Source organism: Riemerella anatipestifer (assembly GCF_035666175.1).
In the GTDB taxonomy this organism is placed as follows: domain Bacteria; phylum Bacteroidota; class Bacteroidia; order Flavobacteriales; family Weeksellaceae; genus Riemerella; species Riemerella anatipestifer_D.
This window is the reverse complement of sequence record NZ_CP142016.1, coordinates 70,074-94,264: the sequence shown is the minus strand read 5'-3', so window position 1 is coordinate 94,264 and position 24,191 is coordinate 70,074. Positions and strand designations below refer to the sequence as shown.

Below are 24,191 nucleotides of genomic sequence, written 5' to 3'. Positions count from 1 at the left end.
AATTTGAACTTAATATTTTAAATTCTTTTTTAATTTTAACTTGTAGTTAACTTAGTACCTCCTTATAAACTTCCATTAAGTCGGTAGCTATATTTTCATCATTAAACTTCTGAACATAGTCTAATCCTTTTTCTGAACGGCGTTTTCTTTCCGCTTCATTATTCCATAGAAATAGGATTTTGGATTTAATATCTGATATATTCTGTGGATTGATGTAAGTAGAATCTGGACCACCAGCTTCTGGCATACTGCTTATATTACTTGTAATAACAGGAGTGCCTGAATATAAAGCCTCTATAACAGGAATGCCAAAACCTTCAAAAAGGCTGGGATAAATAAATATATCTGCCAACTGATAAATCCCTGCCAGCTCCTTCATAGATACATTTTCTAAAAAATGGACTTCTACTTTGGTTTGAGCTAGTGTTTTATCAACTTCTTTTTGATATTTTGTTTTTCTACCTACTACCACTAAAGGGATACCTGTGCCATCTAAAGCCTTAATTACATTAAGTAAGTTTTTTCTTTCTTCTATAGTGCCAACACTTAGTATGAAACGCTTTGGTAATTGATACTTTACAGTAATTTTAGTAAGCTCGCTGGGGCTTAGTTGGTTCTTAAAAGCTTTATGACAGCCTTGATAAACCACTTTTATCTTCTTTTCCGAAACATTTAGGTATTTAATAATATCTCTTTTTGTTTGTTCCGAAATGGCAATGATAACATCTGCTTGTTGAGCTGCCTTTTTAAATTTCCAAAAATGAATTTTCCTGTCAAAGAAAGAATAAAACTGAGGGTAACGCAAGAAAATTAAATCATGAATAGTTACCACTTTTTTAATTGCTCTATCATTCCATATCAGAGGGAGTTCTCCAGAAAGTCCGTGAAAGATATCGGCTTTTAAATTCTGAGCATCAGTTCCCATTTGCCTTTGCCTCGCTAAAAATCCTTTGGATATTTCTTTAAAAGTAACATTGGGTAATGTTAAAATATCTTTTCCTCTTTCACTTATTTTTTCAGCTAGAAGATAGTATTGGTATTGCGAAAATTCTGAAGCTAAAATCCTTACCAAATCTCTAGAATAATTCCCTAGACCTGAGGTATTATGAAAAAATCTTTTGGCATCGAAGGCTATTTTCATAATAATTATTTTGTTTTTTCAGCTAAAAATTCTTTATAAGTTACAAATGTTTCACCCTTGTTCTTTAACCAAGATACAAAATTATCAAATCTTTTTACCATAAGTTCTCCTATATTTTTGGTAGTATAGGACGGTAGTTTGTAACTTTTTTTACTAATGTTAGAAAATTCCCAAGGATGGAAATAGATATTAAGATAACCATCTCTTTTTAAAGTAAATTTAGCCAGTAGTTTGTATATAAATATTGGGAAATTATGAAAACTAAGCCAAAACAAAGGTACTCTTAATAAAGAAACAGAGGCTGGTATTTGCCAAACATTATTTTCTTTAAAGTATGTTTTAGAAATATGTAAATTGTTATATCTTCCTGGCAAAAAGGTAGGGTTGATAGAAGAATTGTATAAATACCCTGCTTTACTTACTTCTTCCTCTTTAACAGGTTGCATTCTAGGCATTCTTAGTCCTACCACTTGTGTGTTAAATAAAGAACTAAGATGCTCTTTTGATTTTTTTAAATCGGCATCTTCAAATTTTGAATGGTGCCAAGTGTGTGAGGCAAGTTCGTGTCCTTCTGATAGTAACTGATGAATTAAATCCTGACTATTTTCTGCGAAAACTACTGTAGAAAAAAAAGTCGCCTTTATTTGATGCTTTTTTAATATTTTCAATATGTTCTTTAACCCCTCTTGAGATACTTTTAGTTGTTCCTCAAAAGGGATATCCCCTTGGTATTCTAGGGGCATATCAAATTCTTCTATATCAAACGAGAGTAGAACCATTTAGTTTAAAAGTTTTTTGTTCTAATAATATAATTGGGGCGTTCTTTAACTTGTTTAAAAATCTTCCCTAGATAAATCCCCATTATTCCAAGAATAATAAGCTGAACCCCACCAAAAAAGACCATTGTCATAATTAGAGATGCCCAACCAGAGATTTCCGTATCTGACCAAAATGCATACACCACATAAGGTATATAAATGAATACCGCCAATATGGAAAAGAAAAAACCTAAATAAGCCGCCAAATAAAGCGGTTTTATACTAAATGATGTTATTCCTGTAAACGCGAAACTAATCATTTTCTTTAGATTGTAGCTGCTCTCTCCTGATAATCTTTCAGCTGCAACAAAACTTACGCCCGTTTGTTTAAAACCAACCCAATTCGTCCACCCTCTTAAAAAAAGATCCTCTTCTTTTACATTTCGGATAATATCAATAACGGAAGCGTCCATCAATCTGAAATCAGAACCACCACCTTTAGTTAAATCAATATCCGATATTTTGGATAAAAAGTTATAAAACCATTTGGAAGTTGTTTTTTTGAAAAAAGAAATTTCTTTAGGATAAGCTCTTATGGTATAAACTATATCATAGCCTTCTTCCCATTTTTTTATCATTTTGGGAATCAATCTGGGAGGATGCTGCATATCCGCATCCATAGAAACAACGGCATTTCCTTTGGCAAAATCCATTCCCGCCTTTACAGCACATTGATGTCCAAAGTTCCTTGAAAATTCAATGTATTTAACTTCTTTTATTTCTTTAGAAGCTTCCTCTAAAACTCGTTGAGTGCCATCTCTACTCCCATCATTTACAAAGATAATTTCAAAGTCATAATCAGGTATGCCTTCCATCACTTTTTTTATCTCTGCACATATAGGTCTAATGTTATTCTCCTCATTATGTGCTGGTATGACAATAGAAATAGTTTTCATAGAATAAATACAATACTAGGTTAATGAATAATCTTTTTCAAAATCTTTTACCAATAATTCATAAAGTATTCTAAACCAAACTAAACAACAAGGCAATGCTTTTAGAGAATACTTAATAACATAATCTTCTTTTATAGACCTCGGAAATAAATCTGAAAAGCTAAAACAAGTCAATACCATTACGAAAAGCATAAGAGCCATTGTGGTAAAGGTTTGATTTTTTTGTATTACAAACCATATCATAACTCCAGCAACCGCAATAATATAAGTAGGTGATTCTGAACCTGAACTAAATAAAACTATAAACAAAAGTGTAGAAGCTAATATCATTAGTCTGAAAGCCGTGGCTTTATATTGTGAAAACCTAATATACGGCAATGCAAAGAGAATAATTCCAGGTACCAAAAATACTAAGTTTGATATATTAGGGTCTCCAAGAACTCGCCTTACAATTCCCATTAAAGAAAAATCTTGTCTATTTCCTAAAATCTGATTAGATAGATTTTTTCCACTTAAAGACTGATACCAATCTAGGTAAGACTGAAGTCCAAAATGCATATCAGATAGGAGCATAGGCAGAATTAAAAAGAGAACAAAAACTCCTAAAGAGGAAAAAATAAACTTCTTTTTATTCGATATAAAGGGGAAAAATGCTAACCCTGCAATCCCATAAATTTTCACAAAAAAGCCAGTCAAAATAGCTACAGACGCATGTATTTCCTTTTTGTTATCAACATAAATGGCTGATAATATAAGCAAGGCAGTAAGCCCAACATTAAATTGAAAACTTACTGCTGCTGTAATATATTCCTGTAAACACAACCATGCTAACAATGTTTTTTTATTAGTAGATATGGGTAGCTTAGCGAATGCGTACATCAGCAGCCATACATTTGCTAAATTCCACAAGACCATTCCTAATGCATCTGGCATCAATGCGAAAGGCATTATTATCGTACTAAAGAATATTCCGTAATGGTTGCTATCAAAGTAAAGTTCAGGATATTGTGCATATAAATTCTTCTTATCTACTGTATGGAAGAATACATATTTGAATAACAAATAATTATTATAAGCCTCTTTCCCGTGAAAATATTTACTAAGTGCAGAAAAAATAGCCGCCAAGGAATAAACCCCAAAAATTACTTTTGGATTATAGAACCATTTTAGCAATTTTGTTTTTACAGACATAAAGACTATACCGCTACATTATTCTCTCTTAAAGCATCGTTAAGAGAAGTTTTCTTATCTGTTGATTCTTTTCTTTTTCCTATAATTAAAGCACAAGGTACTTGATACTCTCCTGCTGGGAATTTCTTGGTAAGACTTCCTGGAATTACTACTGAACGAGCTGGTACTCTCCCTTTATATTCAACAGGTTGCTCTCCTGTTACATCTATAATCTTAGTAGAACCTGTTAGTACCACATTAGCACCTAAAACCGCTTCTTTTTCCACATGTACACCTTCTACTACAATGCATCTAGATCCCACAAAAACATCATCTTCTATAATTACAGGTGCTGCTTGTAATGGCTCTAAAACCCCTCCAATACCAACTCCTCCACTTAGATGTACATTTTTACCTATTTGAGCACAACTTCCCACTGTAGCCCAAGTATCTACCATAGTACCACTATCTACATATGCCCCAATGTTTACATAAGATGGCATCATAATAACCCCAGATGCTATGTAAGCCCCTTCTCTAGCCACAGCATGAGGCACTACTCTTACTCCTTTTTCAGCGTAGTTTCTTTTCAAAGGCATTTTATCATGAAACTCAAAAGGTCCTACTTCGATAGTTTCCATCTTTTGAATAGGAAAATACATTACTACCGCCTTTTTTACCCATTCGTTTACTTGCCAGCCGTTAGCCGTAGGTTCAGCTACACGAAGCTCTCCTTTGTCTAGTTTAGCAATAACTTCTCTAATTGCTTTTTGGTTTTCTTCATTTTGTAATAAATCTCTGTTCTCCCAAAGATTTTCTATTGTTTGTTGTAATGACATATTTGTATTTTATATTAAAGTATTCTTCTTGCAAATAAAAAAGATTTGTTCCAGTAAGTTTCGTTTAGAGACGAAATAATAACTCCTTTAGAAGTTGAAGCATGGATAAATTTAATTTCCCCATCGGTTTCTATGGTATGAACAATACCCACATGAGAGACTTTAGCACCTCCCATAGTTGCGAAAAAAACTAAATCTCCTGCTTTAATTTCTTTAACAGATATACTATTCCCCTCCAATGCCTGATCTGTTGAACGCCTAGGAAGGGTTTTATTATTCTCTATAAAAACTTTAGAAACTAGACCAGAGCAATCAAAACCAGATGAAGTATTTCCGGCATATTTATAAGGAACGCCTAAATATTTTTCGGCTGTTTTAATTATTTTTCTAGCCTCTTTAGTGACTACTCCTGAATTTTCTGAAGATAATGTTTTAGATGCAACTTTACTAACTTTGCTTGTAGTTGTGGGTTTCTTAGAAGTTCCACAGCTAACTAATAGTACAGAAAATAGCACAAAACCAATAAATCTTCTCATTATTCCAATTTGCTCCAAAAATACAAAAAAATAGACTAATTTCAGTCTATTTTGCAATTTACATAAAGATAAGTTCCTCTCATTTATTACAAAAAGGGTTGGAAAAATCTTTCCAACCCCAATATTACTAGAACAATTTTCTACTAGAAATTATAGAAGTATCCTAAACTAACAGCTCCTGAATTTCCTCCATCTCGGCTAAATCCTTTGTAAGAAAGAGCAATCTCATTATTAGAGAATTGGTAACCTACTTTTGGATTATAGTAAAATGCTGTACCTGAATCTTTTACTGTATAGAAAGCAACCCCTAAGTCTGTTCCTAGAAAGAACTCAGGTGTAATATTGTATTTAGCAGACGCACAGCTACTGGAATAACTCCAACACCATCATTTTTCACTGTTACTTCATATCCTGGAATACCATACTTAAACTCTTTTCCAAAGAAATGTGTATAACCAGTTACAGCACCTAATTCAAAGTCTTTAGCTACTTTGAACATATAACCTAAGTCAGCACCTATACCTACAGAATAAAGATCACCAAAGCTACCCACTGGCAAGCTTACATTAGCCCCAAGTTTAAAGTGACCATTACTTTGAGCATTAACAGCTCCAAAAAGTGCCAAAGCACCTGCTAAAAATAGTTTTTTCATTATTTTAAATTTTATTCGTTTCTTTATCTCGCAAAGAAAGATATTTTATTTTAAAACCAAAATGACTTTTATCATATTCTAATTTAATATCTTCATTTATCATATTCCTTTGCACTCTGTCTTTTTTCTTCCTCGTTATAAGCAGAAATTATCTTTCTAACTACAGGGTGCCTTACCACATCGGCTTCGTTGAGATATACAAAACCTATTTCCTTAATGTTTTCTAGAATATGCATAGCTTCTTTCAAGCCTGATTTTTGCTTATATGGTAAATCTACCTGTGTGGGGTCGCCTGTAATTATGAATTTAGCATTCATCCCCATTCTTCTTAAAAACATTTTCATTTGGGCATGAGTTGTGTTTTGTGCTTCATCTAATATTACAAAAGCATCGTCCAAAGTTCGCCCTCTCATAAAAGCTAAGGGTGCTACTTCTATCACTTTTTTCTCAATAAACCCTTCTAGCTTTTCGTGTGGTATCATATCTCGTAAAGCATCATAAAGCGGTTGTAAATAAGGGTCTAGTTTTTCTTTTAAGTCTCCAGGTAAAAAACCAAGGCTCTCCCCTGCCTCCACCGCAGGGCGTGTGAGGATAATTCGTCTTACTTGTTTTTCCTTTAAAGCTCTTACTGCTAACGCCACACTGGTATAAGTTTTTCCTGTACCCGCAGGACCTATGGCGAATACCATATCTTTTGTTTCGGTTTCCTTTACGAGTTTTTTGAGATTGGTTGTTTTAGCTTTAATGATTTTCCCTTGAACTCCTTTCACGATAATATCTTGGTCAAAGACAAGTTGTTTTTCCTTTTCGTCTTTTATCATCAAGATACTTTCTACATCTTTAATGGTAATCGTATTATGTTTAGTGATAAATTTTACAATATCGTCCAATTTTTCTTTTAATACTTCCAAAGTTTCGGGATTTCCCATAGCGAATATAAAATGGTCTCTCCCAGTTATTTTAAGGGTAGGAAACGAAGATTTTATCAAATTAAAAAACTGATTTTGAACTCCGTAAAAGGTTTTAATTTCTATTCCTGAAATCTCGTAGGTTAATTCCATATATTATTAAGTGACAGATTTATTGTTTATTAAACATTTTTTTTAGAGGATTTCTCAAATTTCTGATGAATTTAATTTCTTCTTGAGTTAATTGCAAAGGCTTATTTTGAGATAAAAAGCTCTTCATTGTTATAAAAAATTCTGAAAAGGAACGATTTTTAAAAGACGACTTCGCAGATGATATCATCGCTAAAGGCAAATTAAGTCCTATATTATAAAAATATTCTCCCAATTTTTCAGCCTTTTGAGATTTGTACTTATAAGCTGTGGGTCTTAGATGTTTTACCCAAATATTTTTAATAGTAATTACCTCATAACCATTCATTTGAGCTAACATTACATCTATATTATCCCAACCCAATACGGAGCGAAGTCCATTCATTGCGAAAAAACAATCTTTCCGGTAAGATTTTATAGGACCTCTGACGTGATTTCTTGAGGATAAATTTTCATAAACCCATTCTCCTTTATCATTTTGAACGTACACCAGCCCAGAGACCATACCTGCTTTAGAGTTTTCCGTGTAGACTTCATTTATGTTTTCTAAATATTGTGATGGAAAGATAATATCAGCATCAAATTTACAAATAACATCATAATCAGCTAAAGAAACTTCCTCTAAGCCTCGATAAAAAGTTTGAACGACCTTTGCCCCAGGCTGATGAAAGGAAGCGTCTAAATTTTTGAGTTTAAAAGAAAGGTTCTCTTTAATGAAACTTTCTACCAATTCTTTTGTTTTATCCGTAGAGCCATCATTTACAATAATGCAGTCAAAATTTTGATAAGTCTGTTTTGCTAAAGAGTTTAAACATAGCAAAATACTATCTTCTTCATTATGTGCAGGTATGATGATAAGGAATCTCAAATTGGTTTAACTATAAAAATTCTTAGCAAATATAAATATTCCTCTAAAAATAAACACCTCCTCCTATTTGAATTATAGATTGATTAAAGTTTAAAGAATTATTAAATGCATTTATGGAAGCTACTTTATGTAGTCCAAAGTGATAACTCATATCTATAAAATAGTTTTTGGATACATTAACCGTTATTCCTGCTTGAGCCTTTATATTGAATAAATTGATATTGTTCCTTATTTCATTAGTTTTAATATCCTTACCTTCTTCAGATGGTTTTCTTTCAATAGATTGCAGATGGTTTTCTTTATATATTCCGTATACAACTAGCGATGGTTGTAATCCTCCATAAATACTAATATATTTACTTTGTATCCCTATATTGGTTTCTATTGCAATTTGGTAAATAGAAATCTTGAGTAATGCATTTCGGTATTTTTCCAAATCATTAGGAAATTTAGTCTTAATAAAATAAGTAGAATTTTTTATTGTGCCTCCCGTTTCAGAAAGTTTGATTCTAGCGTCTAAAAAATATTTGTCAGATATATTATAGTTTTTAGTAACCCCAATAAAATATCCCAACTTTTTCCCTGACACTAATTTTAAAGAAGTGGCATCATCAAAATTAACAATTATATTAGAAAGACTAGCTCCTGCAAAAATAGTTCTGTTTTGCTTAAAATATTGAGCTTTAAGTCCACAACTAATAAATAGAATTATAAATAATCTCATTATGGCTGTTATAAAATATAAGGTTGCCTTAGTAAAAAAGCAACCCTAAAACTATTTTAAATAATATAACTATAAAAATTAGAACTTATATCCTAAGCCAATTTGGAAGTATCTTTGTCTAAGTTTAGCAAAATCTGTATAGTTTTTATTAAGCGAAGATACACCACAGTTATATCTAGCATCTACAAACATATTTTTAGTAAACATGTACTCAGCACCTAAATGTAAACCAAAGTTTGCTGATGCTAACTCTGATTTTATTGTATCGTCTAGTTTGATTTCGCTATCAGCCTCAATAGACTTTTTAACATCTGTTCCATCAGCTTCAATTTTAGTACTCACACCAGCATTGAAATTAACTGAGAAACCTCCTAAAATAGAAAATTTATCAAATGAATATTTCAAAGAAACTGGTACAGACACTTGATGCATAGAGATAGTAGCTGAAGCTTTTTTTACGTTTAATCCAGAAAAACCAGCGTCTAAAAGATCTTTTGCAGATTTAATTTTATTAACATCAGCTGTTAATTTAGCACCTACATTGCTATAAAGAACTTCCCCCTGTAAGCTAAGATTTTTTCCAAAACCATATTCTACAAAACCTCCAGCATTGAATCCAGACTTGTTACCTAAAAGCACTTTAACACTAGTTGCTGGAGTACCTAAACTTACATTAGATAGGTTATAACCAGCCTTTAAACCATATTTAACTTGTGCATTCAATCCTCCAAAAAGTGCAATCGCACTAGCTAATAAAATTTTTTTCATTTTTAATAATTTTTATTTCAATCGTTATTTTACAAATATAAACCTAAATCATTTGAGAGTGCAAATGATTTTCATCACACTTAATGAGCTTCTAGCCAATTATCTCCTACCCCAACCTCTGTAAGCAATGGTACTTTAGTGGAATAAGCAGTTTCCATTTCTTGTTTTATTAAAGTAGTCGCAACTTCTATCTCTTCATTTGGAACTTCAAATACCAATTCATCGTGTACCTGTAAAAGCATTTTGGTTTTTAAACCTTGAGCTTTTATTTCAGAATCTATTTTTATCATTGCCAGTTTTATAATATCAGCAGCACTACCTTGTATTGGGGCGTTTACAGCATTTCTTTCTGCATGTCCTCTTACTACAAAATTGTTAGAGTTTATATCTTTAAGGTGTCTTTTTCTTCCCATGATAGTTTCTACATAGCCTTTTTTTCTAGCCACTTGAACTTGCTCTGTCATAAAGGCTTTTAACTTTGGATAAGTTTCGTAATAGGAGTCTATGAGTTGTTTAGCATCAGTTCTAGAAAGACCTGTTTGGTCTGCTAAAGCGAAAGCACTTTGTCCATAAATAATACCAAAATTAACTGTTTTAGCTTGGCTTCTTTGAGTTTTAGACACTTCATTCAAAGGAACATCAAATAATTTGGAAGCCGTAGAAGCGTGAATGTCCTGCCCCTCCTTAAATGCCTTTATCATTGTTTCCTCTCCAGAAATTTCTGCAATAAGACGAAGTTCTATTTGAGAATAATCCGCTGAAACAATTTTAGAACCTTTTGGAGCTACAAAAGCACCTCTTACCTGTTGTCCTCGTTCCGTTCTTATAGGGATATTCTGTAAATTAGGATTATTACTAGCCAGTCTTCCTGTAGCGGCTACCGTTTGGGCAAAGCTGGTATGCACTCTGCCATCTATTGGACTGATTTGATTTGGCAAAGCATCTACATAAGTAGATTTTAGCTTTTGTAATTGGCGGTATTCCAAAATTAACTTGATAATCTCGTGTTTATGAGAAAGTTTTTGCAAAACATCTTCCGAAGTGGAATACTGTCCTGTTTTCGTCTTCTTAGCTTTAGGGTCTAATTTTAATTTTTCAAATAATATATCTCCTAACTGTTTAGGAGAGTTAATATTAAACTCTTCTCCCGCCTGTTCAAATATTTGTCCTTCTAAAATTTTTAAATCTTGCTCCAAGCTAATACTTTCATCTTTTAGCCATTCTTCATCTAAAGCTACGCCCGTTAGTTCCATTTTAGCTAAGACTTTAACTAAAGGCATTTCTATCTTATAAAATACCTCTTCTACCTCTTCTTTTTTTAATTGAGGCGAAAAAATTTCGTACAATTGAAAGGTAATATCAGCATCTTCTGCGGCGTATTGTGTTTGTGTTGGTAAGTCAATTTCTCGTAATGTTTTTTGCCCTTTTCCTTTTTTGCCAATTAAAGTTTCTAATGCTATAGGCTTATAGTTAAGGTACATTTCCGAAAGATAATCCATGCCGTGTCTGCCATCAGGATTGAGCAAGTAGTGGGCAATCATTGTATCAAATAAATTACCTGTAACTTCTATACCGTAATTTAGGAGTACCTTGTAGTCATATTTTAGATTATGAGCAATTTTTAAGATGCTTTCCTTTTCAAAAAACGGACGAAAACGCTCTACAATAGCCTGTGCCTCCGCTCTATTTTCAGGGATTGGAACGTAATAAGCCAAGCCTTTTTTATAACTGAAACTAATGCCTATAAGCTCTGCTTCCATCTCATCTAAAGAGGTGGTTTCTGTATCAAAACAAACCGCTTTTTGTTTCAATAGATTTTGTAGGAGCAAAAGCTGACCTTTTTCTGTATCTATATATTGATAGAGATGCTCTCGGTCTTCTATGGTATGCTTTGTAGTTGTAGCCTGTTCTAACGCTTCAAAATCTGAAAATAAATCTAATTGTACTGGCGACTGAACAGAGTCTTTATTCGATTGTTTTTCCTCTACCGATTTTTCAGTAGAGAAGGCTTTGTAAAGATTTTCGTACAATCTTCGGAATTCTATCTCTTCAAAAATTTGTTTTACTTCTTCAAAGTTAGGTGTTTCTAAATCGTACTCCTCCTGGTGGAATTCTATGGGAGCATCACAAAGTATGGTGGCTAGTTTTTTTGACATTAGACCACGCTCTGCAGAGGCTTCCACCTTTTCTCTTAATTTACCTTTAAGCTGATGAGTATTGGCTAGAAGATTTTCCATAGAGCCATACTCCTTGATGAATTTTTTTGCGGTCTTTTCTCCCACTCCTTCAAGCCCAGGGATATTATCCACCGAGTCGCCCATCATTCCCAGATAGTCTATAATCTGCTTAGGGTTTTCTATTTCGTATTTTTCTAAAACTTCCTTTACGCCTAAGATTTCAATATCGCCACCTTTTAACCCTGGTTTATAGATTTTTATATGCTCTGTAACTAGTTGTGCAAAATCTTTATCTGGCGTTACCATAAACACTTCGTAACCTTGCTTCTCTGCTTTGCCTGCAATAGTGCCTATAACATCATCTGCCTCGTAGCCTTCTACTCCCAAAATTGGGATATGCATTGCCTTTAAAATACGATGAATGTAAGGCACTGCAATTTTTATTGCCTCTGGAGTTTCAGCTCTGTTGGCTTTATAGTCAGAAAAATCTTCGTGTCTTACATTTTGCCTTCCCACATCAAAAACGACGGCTAAGTGAGTAGGACGTTCTCTTTTAATTAACTCAATAAGAGAATTAGTAAAACCATAGATAGCGGAAGTGTCTAATCCATCAGTGGTAAGTCTAGGATTTCTGATAAAGGCATAGTAGCCTCTAAAAATCATTGCGTAGGCATCTACAAGATACAGTTTTTTATCGGTGTTCTCAGTCATAGAGCAAAGATAAACAAAATCTTTTTTCTAATAGTTGAGATTTCCTACTAAATCTTAGAGCTTCTCTAGTCTAGCAAACTTTAAAATTAAGTTTTTTTCGCCTTCGTGTTCAAAATGAACTTTTGCTTTGATGTTGGTAGCATCGGTACCATCAATAAAAATAACCTCTCCCATACCAAACCTGTCGTGTCTTACTCTATCGCCTACTTGTATATCTTGCATTGTTCCACCAACAGGATTGTTAATTTTAGCTGATGCTAACGGTTTTAGTTTCTTAGGTTCTTTAGGCTGAAAACTCGTTTCTGTACGATTGATGGTTTTCTTAGGTTCTTTCTTTTTAAAAGCGATTGGAGCTGATGGAGTATCATCAAAAATATTAGATTTAATCCCTGAATGATTTACAAAACGTCTTTCCATACTTGCATTAAGGAAGTCTAAATATTGAGCATCTATTTCGCTAAGAAATCTGCTCGGCTCCGAGTCTGTAATTTTTCCCCATTGGAAACGAGAAACCGCATAGGAAAGATAAGCTTGTTTTTCGGCACGAGTTAAAGCCACATAGAAGAGTCTTCGCTCCTCCTCCAATTCTTCTCGGGAGCTACTGCTCATAAAACTCGGAAACAGATTTTCCTCTAACCCCACGAGGTGTACCACAGGAAATTCTAGACCTTTGGAAAGGTGTATTGTCATTAGAGAAACCATATCCTCACTACCGTCTGGTTTGTCTTGAGTATCCGCCGAAAGAGCAATATTTTCTAAAAAGTTAGAAAGGCTAGCATCGCCTTCTTCAAGTTGCTGCTGTTCCTCAATGAAACCTTGCATTGAGTTCATCAATTCTTGTATGTTTTCTAATCTAGAAATCCCTTCGGGAGTTTGGTCGTCTTTTAGGTTTTTGATGAGCCCACTTCTTTTAGCCACTTCCATTGCAACGGTGTAGGCATTTTCGGTTTTAAGCATCACTTGGAATGCTTTTATCATTTGCCAAAAATCATTTAGCTTATTGAGAGCCGAATTGTTAAGCCCTAATCTAGGTGTGTGAAATGGCAAATCTGATAGAACTTGAGCTAAAGACAACCCTTGCCCATCTGCGTAAACAATAAGTTTATTTTGTGTAGTTTCGCCTATACCTCTCACGGGATAGTTGATGATTCTTGTGAGTGCCTCGGCATCGTTTTCATTTACCAAAAGTCTTAGATAGGCTAGTAAATCTTTAACCTCTTTCCTTTGATAAAAAGACAATCCACCATAGACACGGTATGGAATATTTTTTCGCCTTAAAGCATCTTCAAAAGCTCTAGTTTGAGAGTTTGTTCTATATAAAATAGCAAACTCATTGAACATTCTTTGTTGAGAGTTGTGCAGTTCCCAAATGTTGGCGGCAACAAAGTTGGCTTCGTCGGCATCTGAAAGTGAACGGTAAACTTTAAGTTTTTCGCCTTCTTCATTGGCACTAAATACATTCTTTTTGAACTGTTGCTGGTTTTTAGCAATCACCACATTAGCAGCATTTACAATATTCTGTGTAGAACGGTAATTTTGCTCTAGTGAAACCGTTACGGCATCTGGATAATCTTTTTTAAAGTTAAGAATGTTGTAAATATTAGCTCCTCTAAAAGAGTAAATAGATTGGGCATCATCTCCCACGACACAAATATTTTCAAATTTGGAGGCTAACGCCTTTACAATAAGATATTGAGAATGGTTGGTATCCTGATACTCATCTACTAAAATGTATCTAAATCTATCTTGATATTTTGCAAGAACTTCGGGGAAACGCGTGAGAAGTTCGTTGGTTCTCAAAAGCAAGTCATCAAAATCCATTGCTCCGTTTTTAAAACAAACCTCCACATATTTCTGATAAATTTGTCCAATGAGTTTCATATTTGCTCGGGCATCGTTTTCCATAAGTTCAGGATTGTTATAGTAAGCCCTTACGGTGATGAGATTGTTTTTGTATTGAGAGATTCTGGCTTGTACTTTTTTAGGTTTGTATAAATCAGAGTCTATATTAAGGTCTTTAATGACCTTCTTAAGTACATTAAGAGCATCTTGAGAGTCGTAAATGGTAAAGTTGGAAGGAAATCCTAAGTAATGAGCTTCGCTTCTCAATATTCTTGCAAAGACTGAGTGAAAAGTCCCCATCCATAGACTTTTAGCATCGCTTTCTCCGACCACTTTGGCAATTCTCTCTTTCATTTCTCTAGCGGCTTTGTTGGTAAAGGTAAGTGCAAGTATATTAAAAGGGTCTACTCCATTGGTAATTAGATGTGCAATACGCATCGTAAGCACACGTGTTTTACCAGAACCAGCTCCTGCCAATACCATTAGTGGTCCCTGTATTGTAGTCACTGCTTTGTACTGAGCTTCATTTAATCCCTTCAAATAATCTGCCATAGAAATGCTTTTTTAATATTTTCTCTCCAAAAATCCCACAAATTTACAACCTATAAACGATTAAAAAAAATACCGATGATGGTCTTTAGTTAGAAATTTGGTTATACTAAATCATTAACTTTTACTGATGATAAAATTAACATTTCTTTATAAGAAAATTCAATTAAAACATTCTAACTTTGTAACAAATCATTAGAAAATCCTACTAATCGCTTTAAGAAATTAAAAACAAAAAATAAATTTAATATCGTAATGAAAAAAAAGTTTTTCTCTTTGGCAGTGGCTACTTTCGCGGGAGCTCTGCTAAATGCACAACAAATCAAATTTGAGGAGTACGACCTCCCTAACGGACTTCATGTAATTCTCCATCAAGACAATTCGGCTCCTGTAGTTACTACCGCAGTAATGTACCATGTAGGTGCTAAAGACGAAATGGAAGGTAGAACAGGGTTTGCTCACTTTTTTGAACACCTTTTATTTGAAGGAACTCCAAATATCAAAAGAGGTGAATGGTTTAAAGTAGTTTCTTCTAACGGAGGTAATAACAATGCTAATACCAATGGAGATAGAACATATTACTACGAAACCTTTCCTTCTAACAATACTCAACTTGGACTTTGGATGGAAGCTGAAAGAATGAGACACCCTATCATCAATCAAGTGGGTGTAGATACACAAAGAGAGGTTGTGAAAGAAGAAAAAAGACTAAGAATGGATAACCAACCTTACGGAAATCTGTTTAATAGTATTTTAACTTCTGCCTTTAAAAATCACCCTTACAAAGGAACTACCATTGGCTCTATGGAAGACTTAAATGCAGCTAAATTAGAGGAGTTTCAAAATTTCTTTAAAAAGTATTATGTACCTAATAATGCTACTTTAGTTGTGGCTGGAGACATCAATCCTGAACAAACTAAAAAATGGATTAACGAATACTACTCTACTATTCCTAGAGGTGCAGAAATTACTAGAGACTTCCCCAAAGAAACGCCTATTACAAAACAAGAGGAGGTAACGGTTTATGATAATAATATCCAAATTCCAGCGTATGTGTTTACTTACAGAACGCCTTCTAATAAAGAAAAAGATGCTTATGTTTTAGAAATGTTGGGCAGTTATTTAAGTAGTGGTAAGTCTTCTGTTTTATACAAGAAGTTGGTAGATCAGGAGAAAAAGGCTTTACAAGTACAAGCGGCTAATATTGGTATGGAGGATTATAGCATCTTCGCATTCTTTGCAATACCTATGGGAGCTACTACCAAAGCTACATTAGAAAAGGATATAGATGCTGAAATCAAAAAACTACAAACTACACTAATCTCAGAAGAAGATTATCAAAAACTTCAAAACCAGTTTGAAAATCAGTTTGTAAATTCTAATTCTACTGTAGAAGGTATCGCTCATTCTCTAGCAGATAGCTATGTTTTAAAAGGAGATACTAATCTTATCAATAAAGAGATAGATATCTACCGTTCTATCACCCGTGAAGATTTAAAACAAGCAGCGATTAAATACCTTAATCCAAATCAAAGAATCAACATCAATTATTTACCTCAAAAAAAATAATTCTAATCAACAATGAAAAATATCAAATACATTGCAGCGGCGTTTCTAGTTTCAGGAATGTTATCTGCTCAAAATATAGACCTTAATGCAATGCCAAAACCAGGACCTACTCCTACGGTAAATGTGGCACAGCCTAAAACTTTCACCCTTAAAAACGGTCTTACCGTAATGGTGGTAGAAAATAATAAACTCCCTAGAGTTAATGTTACTCTTACCATAGACACACCTCCTGTATATGAGGGTGATATTGCTGGAGTTTCTAATATGATGGCAAGTCAATTAGGTAACGGAACTACTTCTCTTAGCAAAGAAGAATTTAACAAAAAAGTAGATTTTTTAGGAGCTAGATTAAATTTTGGGGCTTCTGGAGCATTTGCCAATACACTATCTAAATATTACCCAGAAGTGGTAAGCCTTATGGCTGACGCTATCATCAACCCAAAGTTCTCCAGTGAGGAAGTTCAAAAGTCTAAAGAAAGAGCTTTAGAAGGGCTTAAAGCAGACGAAAAGAGTGCAGAAGCTATCGCTAACCGAGTGTCTGATGCTCTTATTTATGGTAAAAATACCGCTTTAGGGGAGTTTAAAACAGCGGAAAGCATCAATAAAATTCAACTAAAAGATGTGCAAGATTTCTATCAAAAATATTACACACCTAACAATGCTTATCTTGTAATTGTAGGAGATGTAAAATATGATGAAGTAAAGAAACAGATAGAAAGCCAATTTAAAAATTGGAAAAAATCTAATGTTAAAATTCCAACTCCTGCACCTGCTAAAAATCTAACCACTACCGAGGTGAATGTAGTAGATGTTCCTAATGCTGTACAATCTATCATTAAAGTAGGTAATGTTTCTACTTTACAAATGAAAGACCCACAATATTTTGCTGGAGTTATGGCAAACTATATACTTGGTGGCGGTGGCGAAGGTAGATTGTTTATGAATCTTAGGGAGAAAAATGCATTTACTTACGGGGCATATTCTAACCTATCTACGAGTAAATACTCGCCTAACTTTAGTGCAGAAGCAAGTGTAAGAAATGAGGTTACAGATAAGGCAGTAAAAGAATTCATCAATGAGCTTAATGCCATCTCTACTGTAAAACCAGAAGAGTTACAAAACGCTAAGGCTAAACTGAAAGGTAATTTCATTATGTCTTTAGAAAAACCTGAAACTATTGCTAGATTTGCGTTAAACCAAAAACTTCAAAATCTACCTGCGGATTTCTATACCAATTATTTAAAGTCTATAGAAAAGGTAACAGCTGCTGATATTAAAAAGGTGGTTAGTGAAAATATTTTGCCTAATCAAGCTAGAATTTTCATCGCTGGTAAAGCAACAGATATTGCGGATAGTTTGGAGAAATTAGGTTATCCAGTAAAATATTACGATGCCTATGCAAATCCTAGCCAAAAACCTGAAGTTAAAAAAGTAGCTGCTAATGTAAATGTAGAAAGCGTTGCACAAAACTACATTAAAGCCATAGGTGGAAAAGAGGCGGTTAGTAAAATCAATTCTGTTACAATGAATGCTACGGCTACCGTTCAGGGAATGCCTTTGGAAATGACTTTAGTACAAGCAAAAGGTGGTAAAATGATGATGGATATGAAAATGATGGGCAACTCTATGCAGAAAGTTGTATTTGATGGTAAAGACGGTTACATTATGGCGCAAGGAAACAAAATTCCTATGCCAGAACAGGCTAAGCAAGAGATGCAAAAATCTACTGAAGTTTTCAAGGAATTAACGTTTGCTAATAATAGTAACTATGAACTAAAAGGCATTGAAAAGGTGAGTAATGAAGACGCTTATGCTATTAAATCAGGTAAAACCACTTATTTTTACAGCGTAAAATCTGGATTGAAATTAGGTGAAACTAAAGTAGAAAAAATGGGTGATAAAGAAATGACTATCCCTTCTACTTTCTCTGATTACAAAGAAGTTTCAGGAGTTAAAATGCCGTTCAAAATCAACCAAAATATGAGTGGTATGGATATTACTTTTGAAGTAAAATCTTACGAATTTAACAAAGCTCAAGAAACGGATTTTAAATAGTTAATAAAATCATAACTTTTTGAACATTAAGAGGCAATTCTATTTGGAGTTGCCTCTTTTTTATATAAGTTTTGATGATTTTATTCTTAATATAAAATTATTCTTCTTATATTTGCGGACTTAAAAAATTATCTTTTTAGTTATGGGTACAGTTTTTACACTATTTATGGTTCTTATAGTAATTGTGTGTGTGTTGTTGGTAATGGTAGTTATGGCACAAAACCCTAAAGGTGGAGGTCTTTCAGGGACATTCGGAGGAGCGTCGTCAGCTTCTTTCGGCGTTCAAAGAACTAATGATTTTATGGAAAAAGCAACTTGGACATTAGGAATTACGGTGGTATTACTGATTGTTTTAAGTGTGGTATTAACTGCAAAACCTACAGTAAATGTAGCTCCTGTAGCTCCTAAGAAAACAGAGTTACCTAATGCTCCACAAGCACCAAACCAAAAAGTAGATTTAAACAATACAGCTACACCAGTAGCTCCAAGCAATACAGGAAACTAAGATTTTTAGTCTTGAATAATAGAAAAAAGCGAAAGGAGATTATATTTCTTTCGCCTTTTTTAGTTTTAGGCGTTCTATAAAGTATTTTAGCTTTAAACCTTGTAATAAAAATAGATATTTTAATCTATTTTTATGCTTATAGTATTTTTCTAAAAATAAAAACATCGCTCCATAAAATCTTGATAAATATTTTAAATCTTTCACAGTGCTTTGTCCTTCGTGATGGAGTATAGAATAAGCCCCATAATAATAGTTTTGAAAGCCTTTATTGATAAGAGTATAACACAAATCTATATCTTCGCCGTACATAAAATATCTCTCATCTAAGCCTCCTATATCTAGATATAGTTCTCTTTTCATCAAAAGAAAAGCACCTGTAATCACTTCTACACAAGCAATTTCGTTTTCATTGATGTCGTTTCTATAATAGGTTTTACGGTTGTTTTTCCGAGAGGTAAATAGAAATAGTTTTTCAAAAGAATTGATAATGTTCGGGATAGAACGCTTACTCTCAGGAAGAAAATCCCCCGCCAAATTATGCATTCTAACACCGATGCAACCCAAATTATCACGACCATCAGCAAATTCTAACAAACTATCTAGCCCATCACTTTCTAACTCTGTATCTGGATTTAGTAATAAAATATATTCGCCTTGAGCTTTTTTGGCTGCAATGTTATTCGCTTTGGAGAAACCTAAATTTTCTTCTAATGCTATAAAAGTAACCTTCGGAAAGGTGTGTTTTAGTTTTTGCCAAGAGTTGTCTGTGGAGCAATTATCTATAACTATAATTTCGTAATCTACTGTAGCTGCATACTTTTCTATGGACTGAATACAAGCCAACAACAAATCGGCTACATTATAATTAACGATGATAATGCTTAGTTTTTTTTTCATAAAAACTTAATGACCTTTATAAGGTATTCGGTTTAAAATAGACCTTCCTAAAGAAACTTCATCGGCATACTCTAGCTCATCTCCTACGGAAATACCTCTCGCAATATTGGAGAATTTTATATCAAAATGTTTAAACTTTTTATATAAATAATATACGGTGGTGTCGCCTTCCATAGTGGCAGACAGGGCAAAAATCACCTCCTCTATCTCTCCTGTTTCTAGTTTGCTTTCTAGTGTTTCTATATTTAATTGTTGAGGACCAATGCCTTCCATAGGTGATATTTTCCCTCCTAAAACCAAATATTTCCCCTTGAATTTCCCTGTATTTTCTATCGCCATTACATCTCTCACATCTTCCACAACGCATAGGAGTTCAGCGTGTCTACTGTCATCTGCACAAATTTCGCAAATATCTGTGTCCGAAAAGTTATGACATTCTTTACAGTATTTTATCTCTGTAACTAGATTTTGTATAGCATCGCCTAGAGCTATTCCTTGCGAACTCGGTTGTCTAAGCAAATGAAGTGCTAGTCTGAGAGCCGACTTTCTGCCTATACCTGGAAGTCCCGATATTTCTTCTACTGCCTTTTCTAAAACCTTACTTGGAAAATTCATAGATGCAAAGTTAGTTTTATTTCAATTTACAATTATACAATTTCCCCTATTTTTTTATTCTATTAAGAGAACATCTCTACTTTAAAGGGAGTTAGAAGTTCATCATCAATTTTAATTTTTACATCTAGAAAATATTTTCCCCTACTTAGAAAATTAAATCCCCAGTATCAATTTTAATTTTTACATCTACAAAATGTTTTTTCTATTTACTAAATTAAATATTTTCTTAATGGACTTTGTGTTCTAACTAATATTAACCCGTTGTGCATTATGAAATGAAAAAAACAAGAGTTGTTTATTAGACTGAAAATCAGTATATTGTTTTTGCTATAAAACGATATAAATGAACAACATAGAGCAAATATATGAAAGAATTTTGGAAGTTTTAGGACTTTTTTCAGAAAATCAACTGATTAGTTATCAGAGAAGAACACCTAAAATGAGCGATTTAGAAGTCATAAGTCTTAATATTACTGCTGAATACTTGAGTATTGATAGCGAATTACAGTTATTTAGAAAATTGCCAAACTCTCTGATAAACAAAATTGAAAGAAGTGTTTACAATAAGCGAAAACGAAGACTATCCCTACAAACAGAGCAAATTAGACAGCGTATTTCGATGGAGTTCAATGAGTTTGAAGATATTTTTATCGTTGATAGCATGCCAATGAAAGTTTGTGAAAATGCTCGTTCTACTCGTTCAAAAATTTGTAAAGAGCAATCCTATTCTTCACCAACATATGGTTATTGTGCTTCACAGAAATTATATTTCTATGGCTATAAACTACACGCAGTATGTTCTTTAAATGGTGTGATTAAGAATTTTGATATAAGCCCTGCATCCGTTCACGACATCCACTATTTAAAAGATAGTGGTGAGCAAATGCGAAACTGTACTTTAATTGGAGATAGAGGCTATTTATCAGCAAAAGTTCAAATAGATTTATTTAACTATGCTAATATTAAATTAGATACACCAATGAGAAGTAATCAGAAAGATTATATTCCTCAATTTTCATTGTACAAGAAAAAGCGAAAACGAATTGAGACATTTTTCTCTCAACTTTGCGACCAATTTATGATTAAAAGAAACTATGCTAAAACTTTTGAAGGCTTTAAAACAAGGATAATCAGTAAAATAACCGCCGCAACGGTTATTCAATATATCAATAAATTTATCTTCCAAAGAAAATTAAATCATCTAAAAATCAGTATTATTTAAAATGCACAACGAGTTTGAATATAACGAAATTATATTCTATCAATAATTTGATTAAGTGTTACCGAAGGACGCATTGCAGCGTAAGTTTTATCTTTGTTTGGACGATAGTAGCCTTCAATATCTTGAGCTTTACCTTGAGAAGCGATGAGCTCTTCATTGATTTTTGCCTCATTTTCTTGCATTTCTTTAGCAATAGGTTGAAACAGAGTAGATAACTCTGAATCTTGAGTCTGTGCTGCTAAAGCTTCTGCCCAATATAACGCTAAATAAAAATGAGAACCTCTATTATCTATACTTCCTATTTTTCTAGCTGGAGATTTGTCATTAGCTAAAAACTTGGCATTAGCTTCATCTAGTGCATCTGCCAATACTTGAGCTTTAGTGTTATTTTGAGTTTGTGCTAAGTGTTCTAAACTTGCCTGTAATGCTAAAAATTCTCCTAAAGAATCCCAACGTAAATAGCCTTCTTCTATAAACTGCTCTATATGTTTAGGAGCAGAGCCTCCTGCACCTGTTTCAAATAACCCACCACCATTCATAAGAGGTACAATAGACAACATCTTAGCCGAGGTTCCTAACTCTAGGATAGGGAATAAATCCGTAAGGTAATCTCTAAGAACATTACCAGATACAGAAATAGTGTCTTTACCTTCTCTAGCTCTTTTAAGAGTTTCAGACATTGCGTCTTTAACATCTAAAATTCTAATATCAAGACCTTCTGTATTATGATTTTTAAGATATTGTTCTACTTTTTTGATAACTTCTCTATCGTGAGCTCTACCTTTATCTAGCCAGAATATAGCTGGAGTATCCGATAAACGAGAACGGTTAACCGCTAATTTAACCCAATCTTGTATAGGAGCATCTTTAGTTTGGCACATTCTGAAAATATCTCCAGCCTCTACTTTCTGTTCTAATAGAACCTCGTTATTTTCATTAAGAACTTTTACTGTACCTTCAGCTTCCATTTGGAAAGTCTTATCGTGAGAACCGTACTCTTCTGCCTTTTTAGCCATTAGCCCCACATTAGGTACACTACCCATAGTAGTAGGGTCTAACTTTCCATTAGCTTTCATATCATCTATTACAGCTTGATAGAAACCTGCATAAGAACGGTCTGGGATTATGGCTAAAGTATCTTCTTCTTGTCCGTCTTTGTTCCACATTTTACCGCCACCACGAACTAATGCCGCCATAGAAGCATCTACAATAACATCACTAGGAACATGGAAATTGGTAATTCCCTTATCAGAATTTACCATTGCTACTCTTGAACTTTCGTTTAGAACACGCTCGATATCAGCTTTTATATCAGCTTCTTGAGCTGTTCCTGCAATTTTATCATAAAGACTTGCCAATCCATCGTTAGGATTAACATCTAATGATTTGAATGTCTCTGCATACTTTTCAAATACTTCGTGGAAGAATGTTTCAACAATAGCTCCGAAAATAATAGGGTCAGACACCTTCATCATAGTTGCCTTTAAATGAGCAGAAAGCAATACATCTCTACTTTTAGCTTCTTGTATAGCATCTTTTACAAAAGTCTTTAAGGCTTTGATGTTCATTACAGAAGAGTCTATAATTTCTCCTGCTTGAAGAGAAGCGTAATCTTTTAGTACTTTCTCTGAACCATCATTTCCAAAGAATACAATTTTAAACTTACCATCTTTCTCTACAGTCGTAGAAGTTTCAGTACCGTAGAAATCTCCTTGGCTCATATGGGCTACATCTGTTTTACTATTCGCTAACCATTCTCCCATCTTGTGTGGGTTGGCCTTTGCATAGTTTTTTACAGCTTTAGGAGCTCTTCTGTCAGAATTACCTTCTCTAAGTACAGGGTTTACAGCCGAACCAAGCACTTTAGCATATTTAGCCTTAATTTCTTTTTCTTCTTCCGTTTTTGGCTCTGCAGGATAATTAGGTACATTAAATCCTTTTTTCTGTAATTCTTCTATAGCCTCGTTAAGCTGAGGTATAGAAGCGGAAATATTAGGCAACTTAATAATGTTAGCTTCTGGTTTTGTAGCTAATTCTCCTAATTGAGACAATGCATCAGGAATTCTTTGTTCTTCGGTAAGAACTTCTGGAAAGTTAGCCAATATTCTCCCTGATAAAGAAATATCCGGCACTTCTATCTGTATATCTGCTGATTTTGTAAATGCTTTTACAATAGGTAAAAATGAATGAGTGGCTAACATAGGAGCCTCATCTGTAAGGGTGTAGTAAATTTTAGCTGTTGACATTTATTCTGTTTTTTTATATTATACAACATTTAGTTTCCACAAAAATAATGAAAAAAAGTTGCTATATAATAATCATATTTAAATTTATTACATCTAATTATTTAGAATTACTATAAATAATAAAATAATAAATTGTACAATATTAAATTTCAAAATATGACCAATATCATGTTTTTGTATTTTGTAAATTGATTAAACTATTGATTTTAATGAAGTTAAAAATAAATTAGAATTGATATATTTATCTAATTTTGAGATATTATTCATACGTTTTATTGAGGGGTAGTTTTAGTTTTTAAATCTTATTATCAGTATTTTATACTAAGCTATTTA

General features: G+C 33.5%; 20 protein-coding genes. 4 read left to right on the top strand and 16 right to left on the bottom strand.

Annotated elements, in window-relative coordinates:
• Positions 1-46 precede the first annotated feature (46 nt).
• The 13 genes from VIX88_RS00410 to VIX88_RS00350 form a co-directional block, all read right to left on the bottom strand.
• A complete protein-coding gene (locus VIX88_RS00410) occupies positions 47-1,141 on the bottom strand; it encodes a glycosyltransferase family 4 protein (RefSeq protein ID WP_064970155.1) in 1,095 nt (364 codons plus the stop codon).
• 5 nt (positions 1,142-1,146) lie between these two features.
• Positions 1,147-1,920 (bottom strand): polysaccharide deacetylase family protein, encoded by a 774-nt coding sequence (locus VIX88_RS00405; protein ID WP_004919382.1) that lies wholly within the window; start codon positions 1,918-1,920, stop codon positions 1,147-1,149.
• A 5-nt stretch (positions 1,921-1,925) separates the two neighbouring features.
• Positions 1,926-2,855 (bottom strand): glycosyltransferase, encoded by a 930-nt coding sequence (locus tag VIX88_RS00400; RefSeq protein WP_064970154.1) that lies wholly within the window; start codon positions 2,853-2,855, stop codon positions 1,926-1,928.
• A gap of 15 nt (positions 2,856-2,870) precedes the next feature.
• Entirely contained in the window at positions 2,871-4,046 is a 1,176-nt protein-coding gene (locus VIX88_RS00395; RefSeq protein WP_004919386.1) for a glycosyltransferase family 87 protein, read from the bottom strand.
• 5 nt (positions 4,047-4,051) lie between these two features.
• Positions 4,052-4,864: a 2,3,4,5-tetrahydropyridine-2,6-dicarboxylate N-succinyltransferase gene (locus tag VIX88_RS00390; protein ID WP_064970153.1), complete on the bottom strand. Its 813-nt coding sequence runs from the start codon at positions 4,862-4,864 to the stop codon at positions 4,052-4,054.
• A 14-nt stretch (positions 4,865-4,878) separates the two neighbouring features.
• The gene (locus VIX88_RS00385; RefSeq protein WP_064970152.1) at positions 4,879-5,400 is read right to left on the bottom strand and encodes a C40 family peptidase; all 522 of its coding nucleotides are present in this window, start codon (positions 5,398-5,400) and stop codon (positions 4,879-4,881) included.
• A gap of 319 nt (positions 5,401-5,719) precedes the next feature.
• The gene (locus VIX88_RS00380; RefSeq protein WP_237190346.1) at positions 5,720-6,052 is read right to left on the bottom strand and encodes a hypothetical protein; all 333 of its coding nucleotides are present in this window, start codon (positions 6,050-6,052) and stop codon (positions 5,720-5,722) included.
• A 92-nt stretch (positions 6,053-6,144) separates the two neighbouring features.
• Entirely contained in the window at positions 6,145-7,113 is a 969-nt protein-coding gene (locus VIX88_RS00375; RefSeq protein ID WP_310503710.1) for a PhoH family protein, read from the bottom strand.
• A 19-nt stretch (positions 7,114-7,132) separates the two neighbouring features.
• Entirely contained in the window at positions 7,133-7,978 is an 846-nt protein-coding gene (locus tag VIX88_RS00370; protein WP_064970150.1) for a glycosyltransferase family 2 protein, read from the bottom strand.
• 43 nt (positions 7,979-8,021) lie between these two features.
• A complete protein-coding gene (locus VIX88_RS00365) occupies positions 8,022-8,702 on the bottom strand; it encodes an outer membrane beta-barrel protein (protein WP_064970149.1) in 681 nt (226 codons plus the stop codon).
• Positions 8,703-8,780: 78 nt separating this feature from the next.
• Complete coding sequence (locus VIX88_RS00360) at positions 8,781-9,470, bottom strand: porin family protein (protein WP_064970148.1); 690 nt, start codon at positions 9,468-9,470, stop codon at positions 8,781-8,783.
• A gap of 80 nt (positions 9,471-9,550) precedes the next feature.
• Positions 9,551-12,358, bottom strand: a complete 2,808-nt coding sequence (polA, locus tag VIX88_RS00355) for a DNA polymerase I (protein WP_064970147.1) — start codon at positions 12,356-12,358, stop codon at positions 9,551-9,553.
• A 54-nt stretch (positions 12,359-12,412) separates the two neighbouring features.
• Positions 12,413-14,752: an ATP-dependent helicase gene (locus tag VIX88_RS00350; protein WP_153926617.1), complete on the bottom strand. Its 2,340-nt coding sequence runs from the start codon at positions 14,750-14,752 to the stop codon at positions 12,413-12,415.
• Positions 14,753-15,004: 252 nt separating this feature from the next.
• Here VIX88_RS00350 and VIX88_RS00345 point away from each other — a divergent pair, with 252 nt between their 5' ends.
• From VIX88_RS00345 to secG, 3 genes are all read left to right on the top strand, one after another.
• The gene (locus VIX88_RS00345; RefSeq protein WP_064970145.1) at positions 15,005-16,318 is read left to right on the top strand and encodes a M16 family metallopeptidase; all 1,314 of its coding nucleotides are present in this window, start codon (positions 15,005-15,007) and stop codon (positions 16,316-16,318) included.
• A 12-nt stretch (positions 16,319-16,330) separates the two neighbouring features.
• Positions 16,331-18,373, top strand: coding sequence for a M16 family metallopeptidase (locus VIX88_RS00340; RefSeq protein WP_153926618.1), 2,043 nt, complete (start codon positions 16,331-16,333; stop codon positions 18,371-18,373).
• Between the two features lie 142 nt (positions 18,374-18,515).
• Positions 18,516-18,878, top strand: coding sequence for a preprotein translocase subunit SecG (gene secG / locus VIX88_RS00335; RefSeq protein WP_004919074.1), 363 nt, complete (start codon positions 18,516-18,518; stop codon positions 18,876-18,878).
• 39 nt (positions 18,879-18,917) lie between these two features.
• On the opposite strand, the gene VIX88_RS00330 is transcribed toward secG, so the two are convergent.
• Together VIX88_RS00330 and recR are read right to left on the bottom strand one after the other, a co-directional pair.
• The gene (locus VIX88_RS00330) at positions 18,918-19,775 is read right to left on the bottom strand and encodes a glycosyltransferase family 2 protein (RefSeq protein ID WP_310503711.1); all 858 of its coding nucleotides are present in this window, start codon (positions 19,773-19,775) and stop codon (positions 18,918-18,920) included.
• A gap of 6 nt (positions 19,776-19,781) precedes the next feature.
• The gene (gene recR / locus VIX88_RS00325) at positions 19,782-20,390 is read right to left on the bottom strand and encodes a recombination mediator RecR (protein WP_064970143.1); all 609 of its coding nucleotides are present in this window, start codon (positions 20,388-20,390) and stop codon (positions 19,782-19,784) included.
• Positions 20,391-20,733: 343 nt separating this feature from the next.
• Here recR and VIX88_RS00320 point away from each other — a divergent pair, with 343 nt between their 5' ends.
• On the top strand, positions 20,734-21,612 hold the full coding sequence (locus tag VIX88_RS00320) for an IS982-like element ISRa1 family transposase (protein ID WP_127919811.1): 879 nt from the start codon (positions 20,734-20,736) through the stop codon (positions 21,610-21,612).
• Between the two features lie 29 nt (positions 21,613-21,641).
• Here VIX88_RS00320 and VIX88_RS00315 read toward each other — a convergent pair whose 3' ends face one another.
• The gene (locus VIX88_RS00315; protein WP_064971203.1) at positions 21,642-23,858 is read right to left on the bottom strand and encodes an NADP-dependent isocitrate dehydrogenase; all 2,217 of its coding nucleotides are present in this window, start codon (positions 23,856-23,858) and stop codon (positions 21,642-21,644) included.
• Between the last annotated feature and the right edge of the window lie 333 nt (positions 23,859-24,191).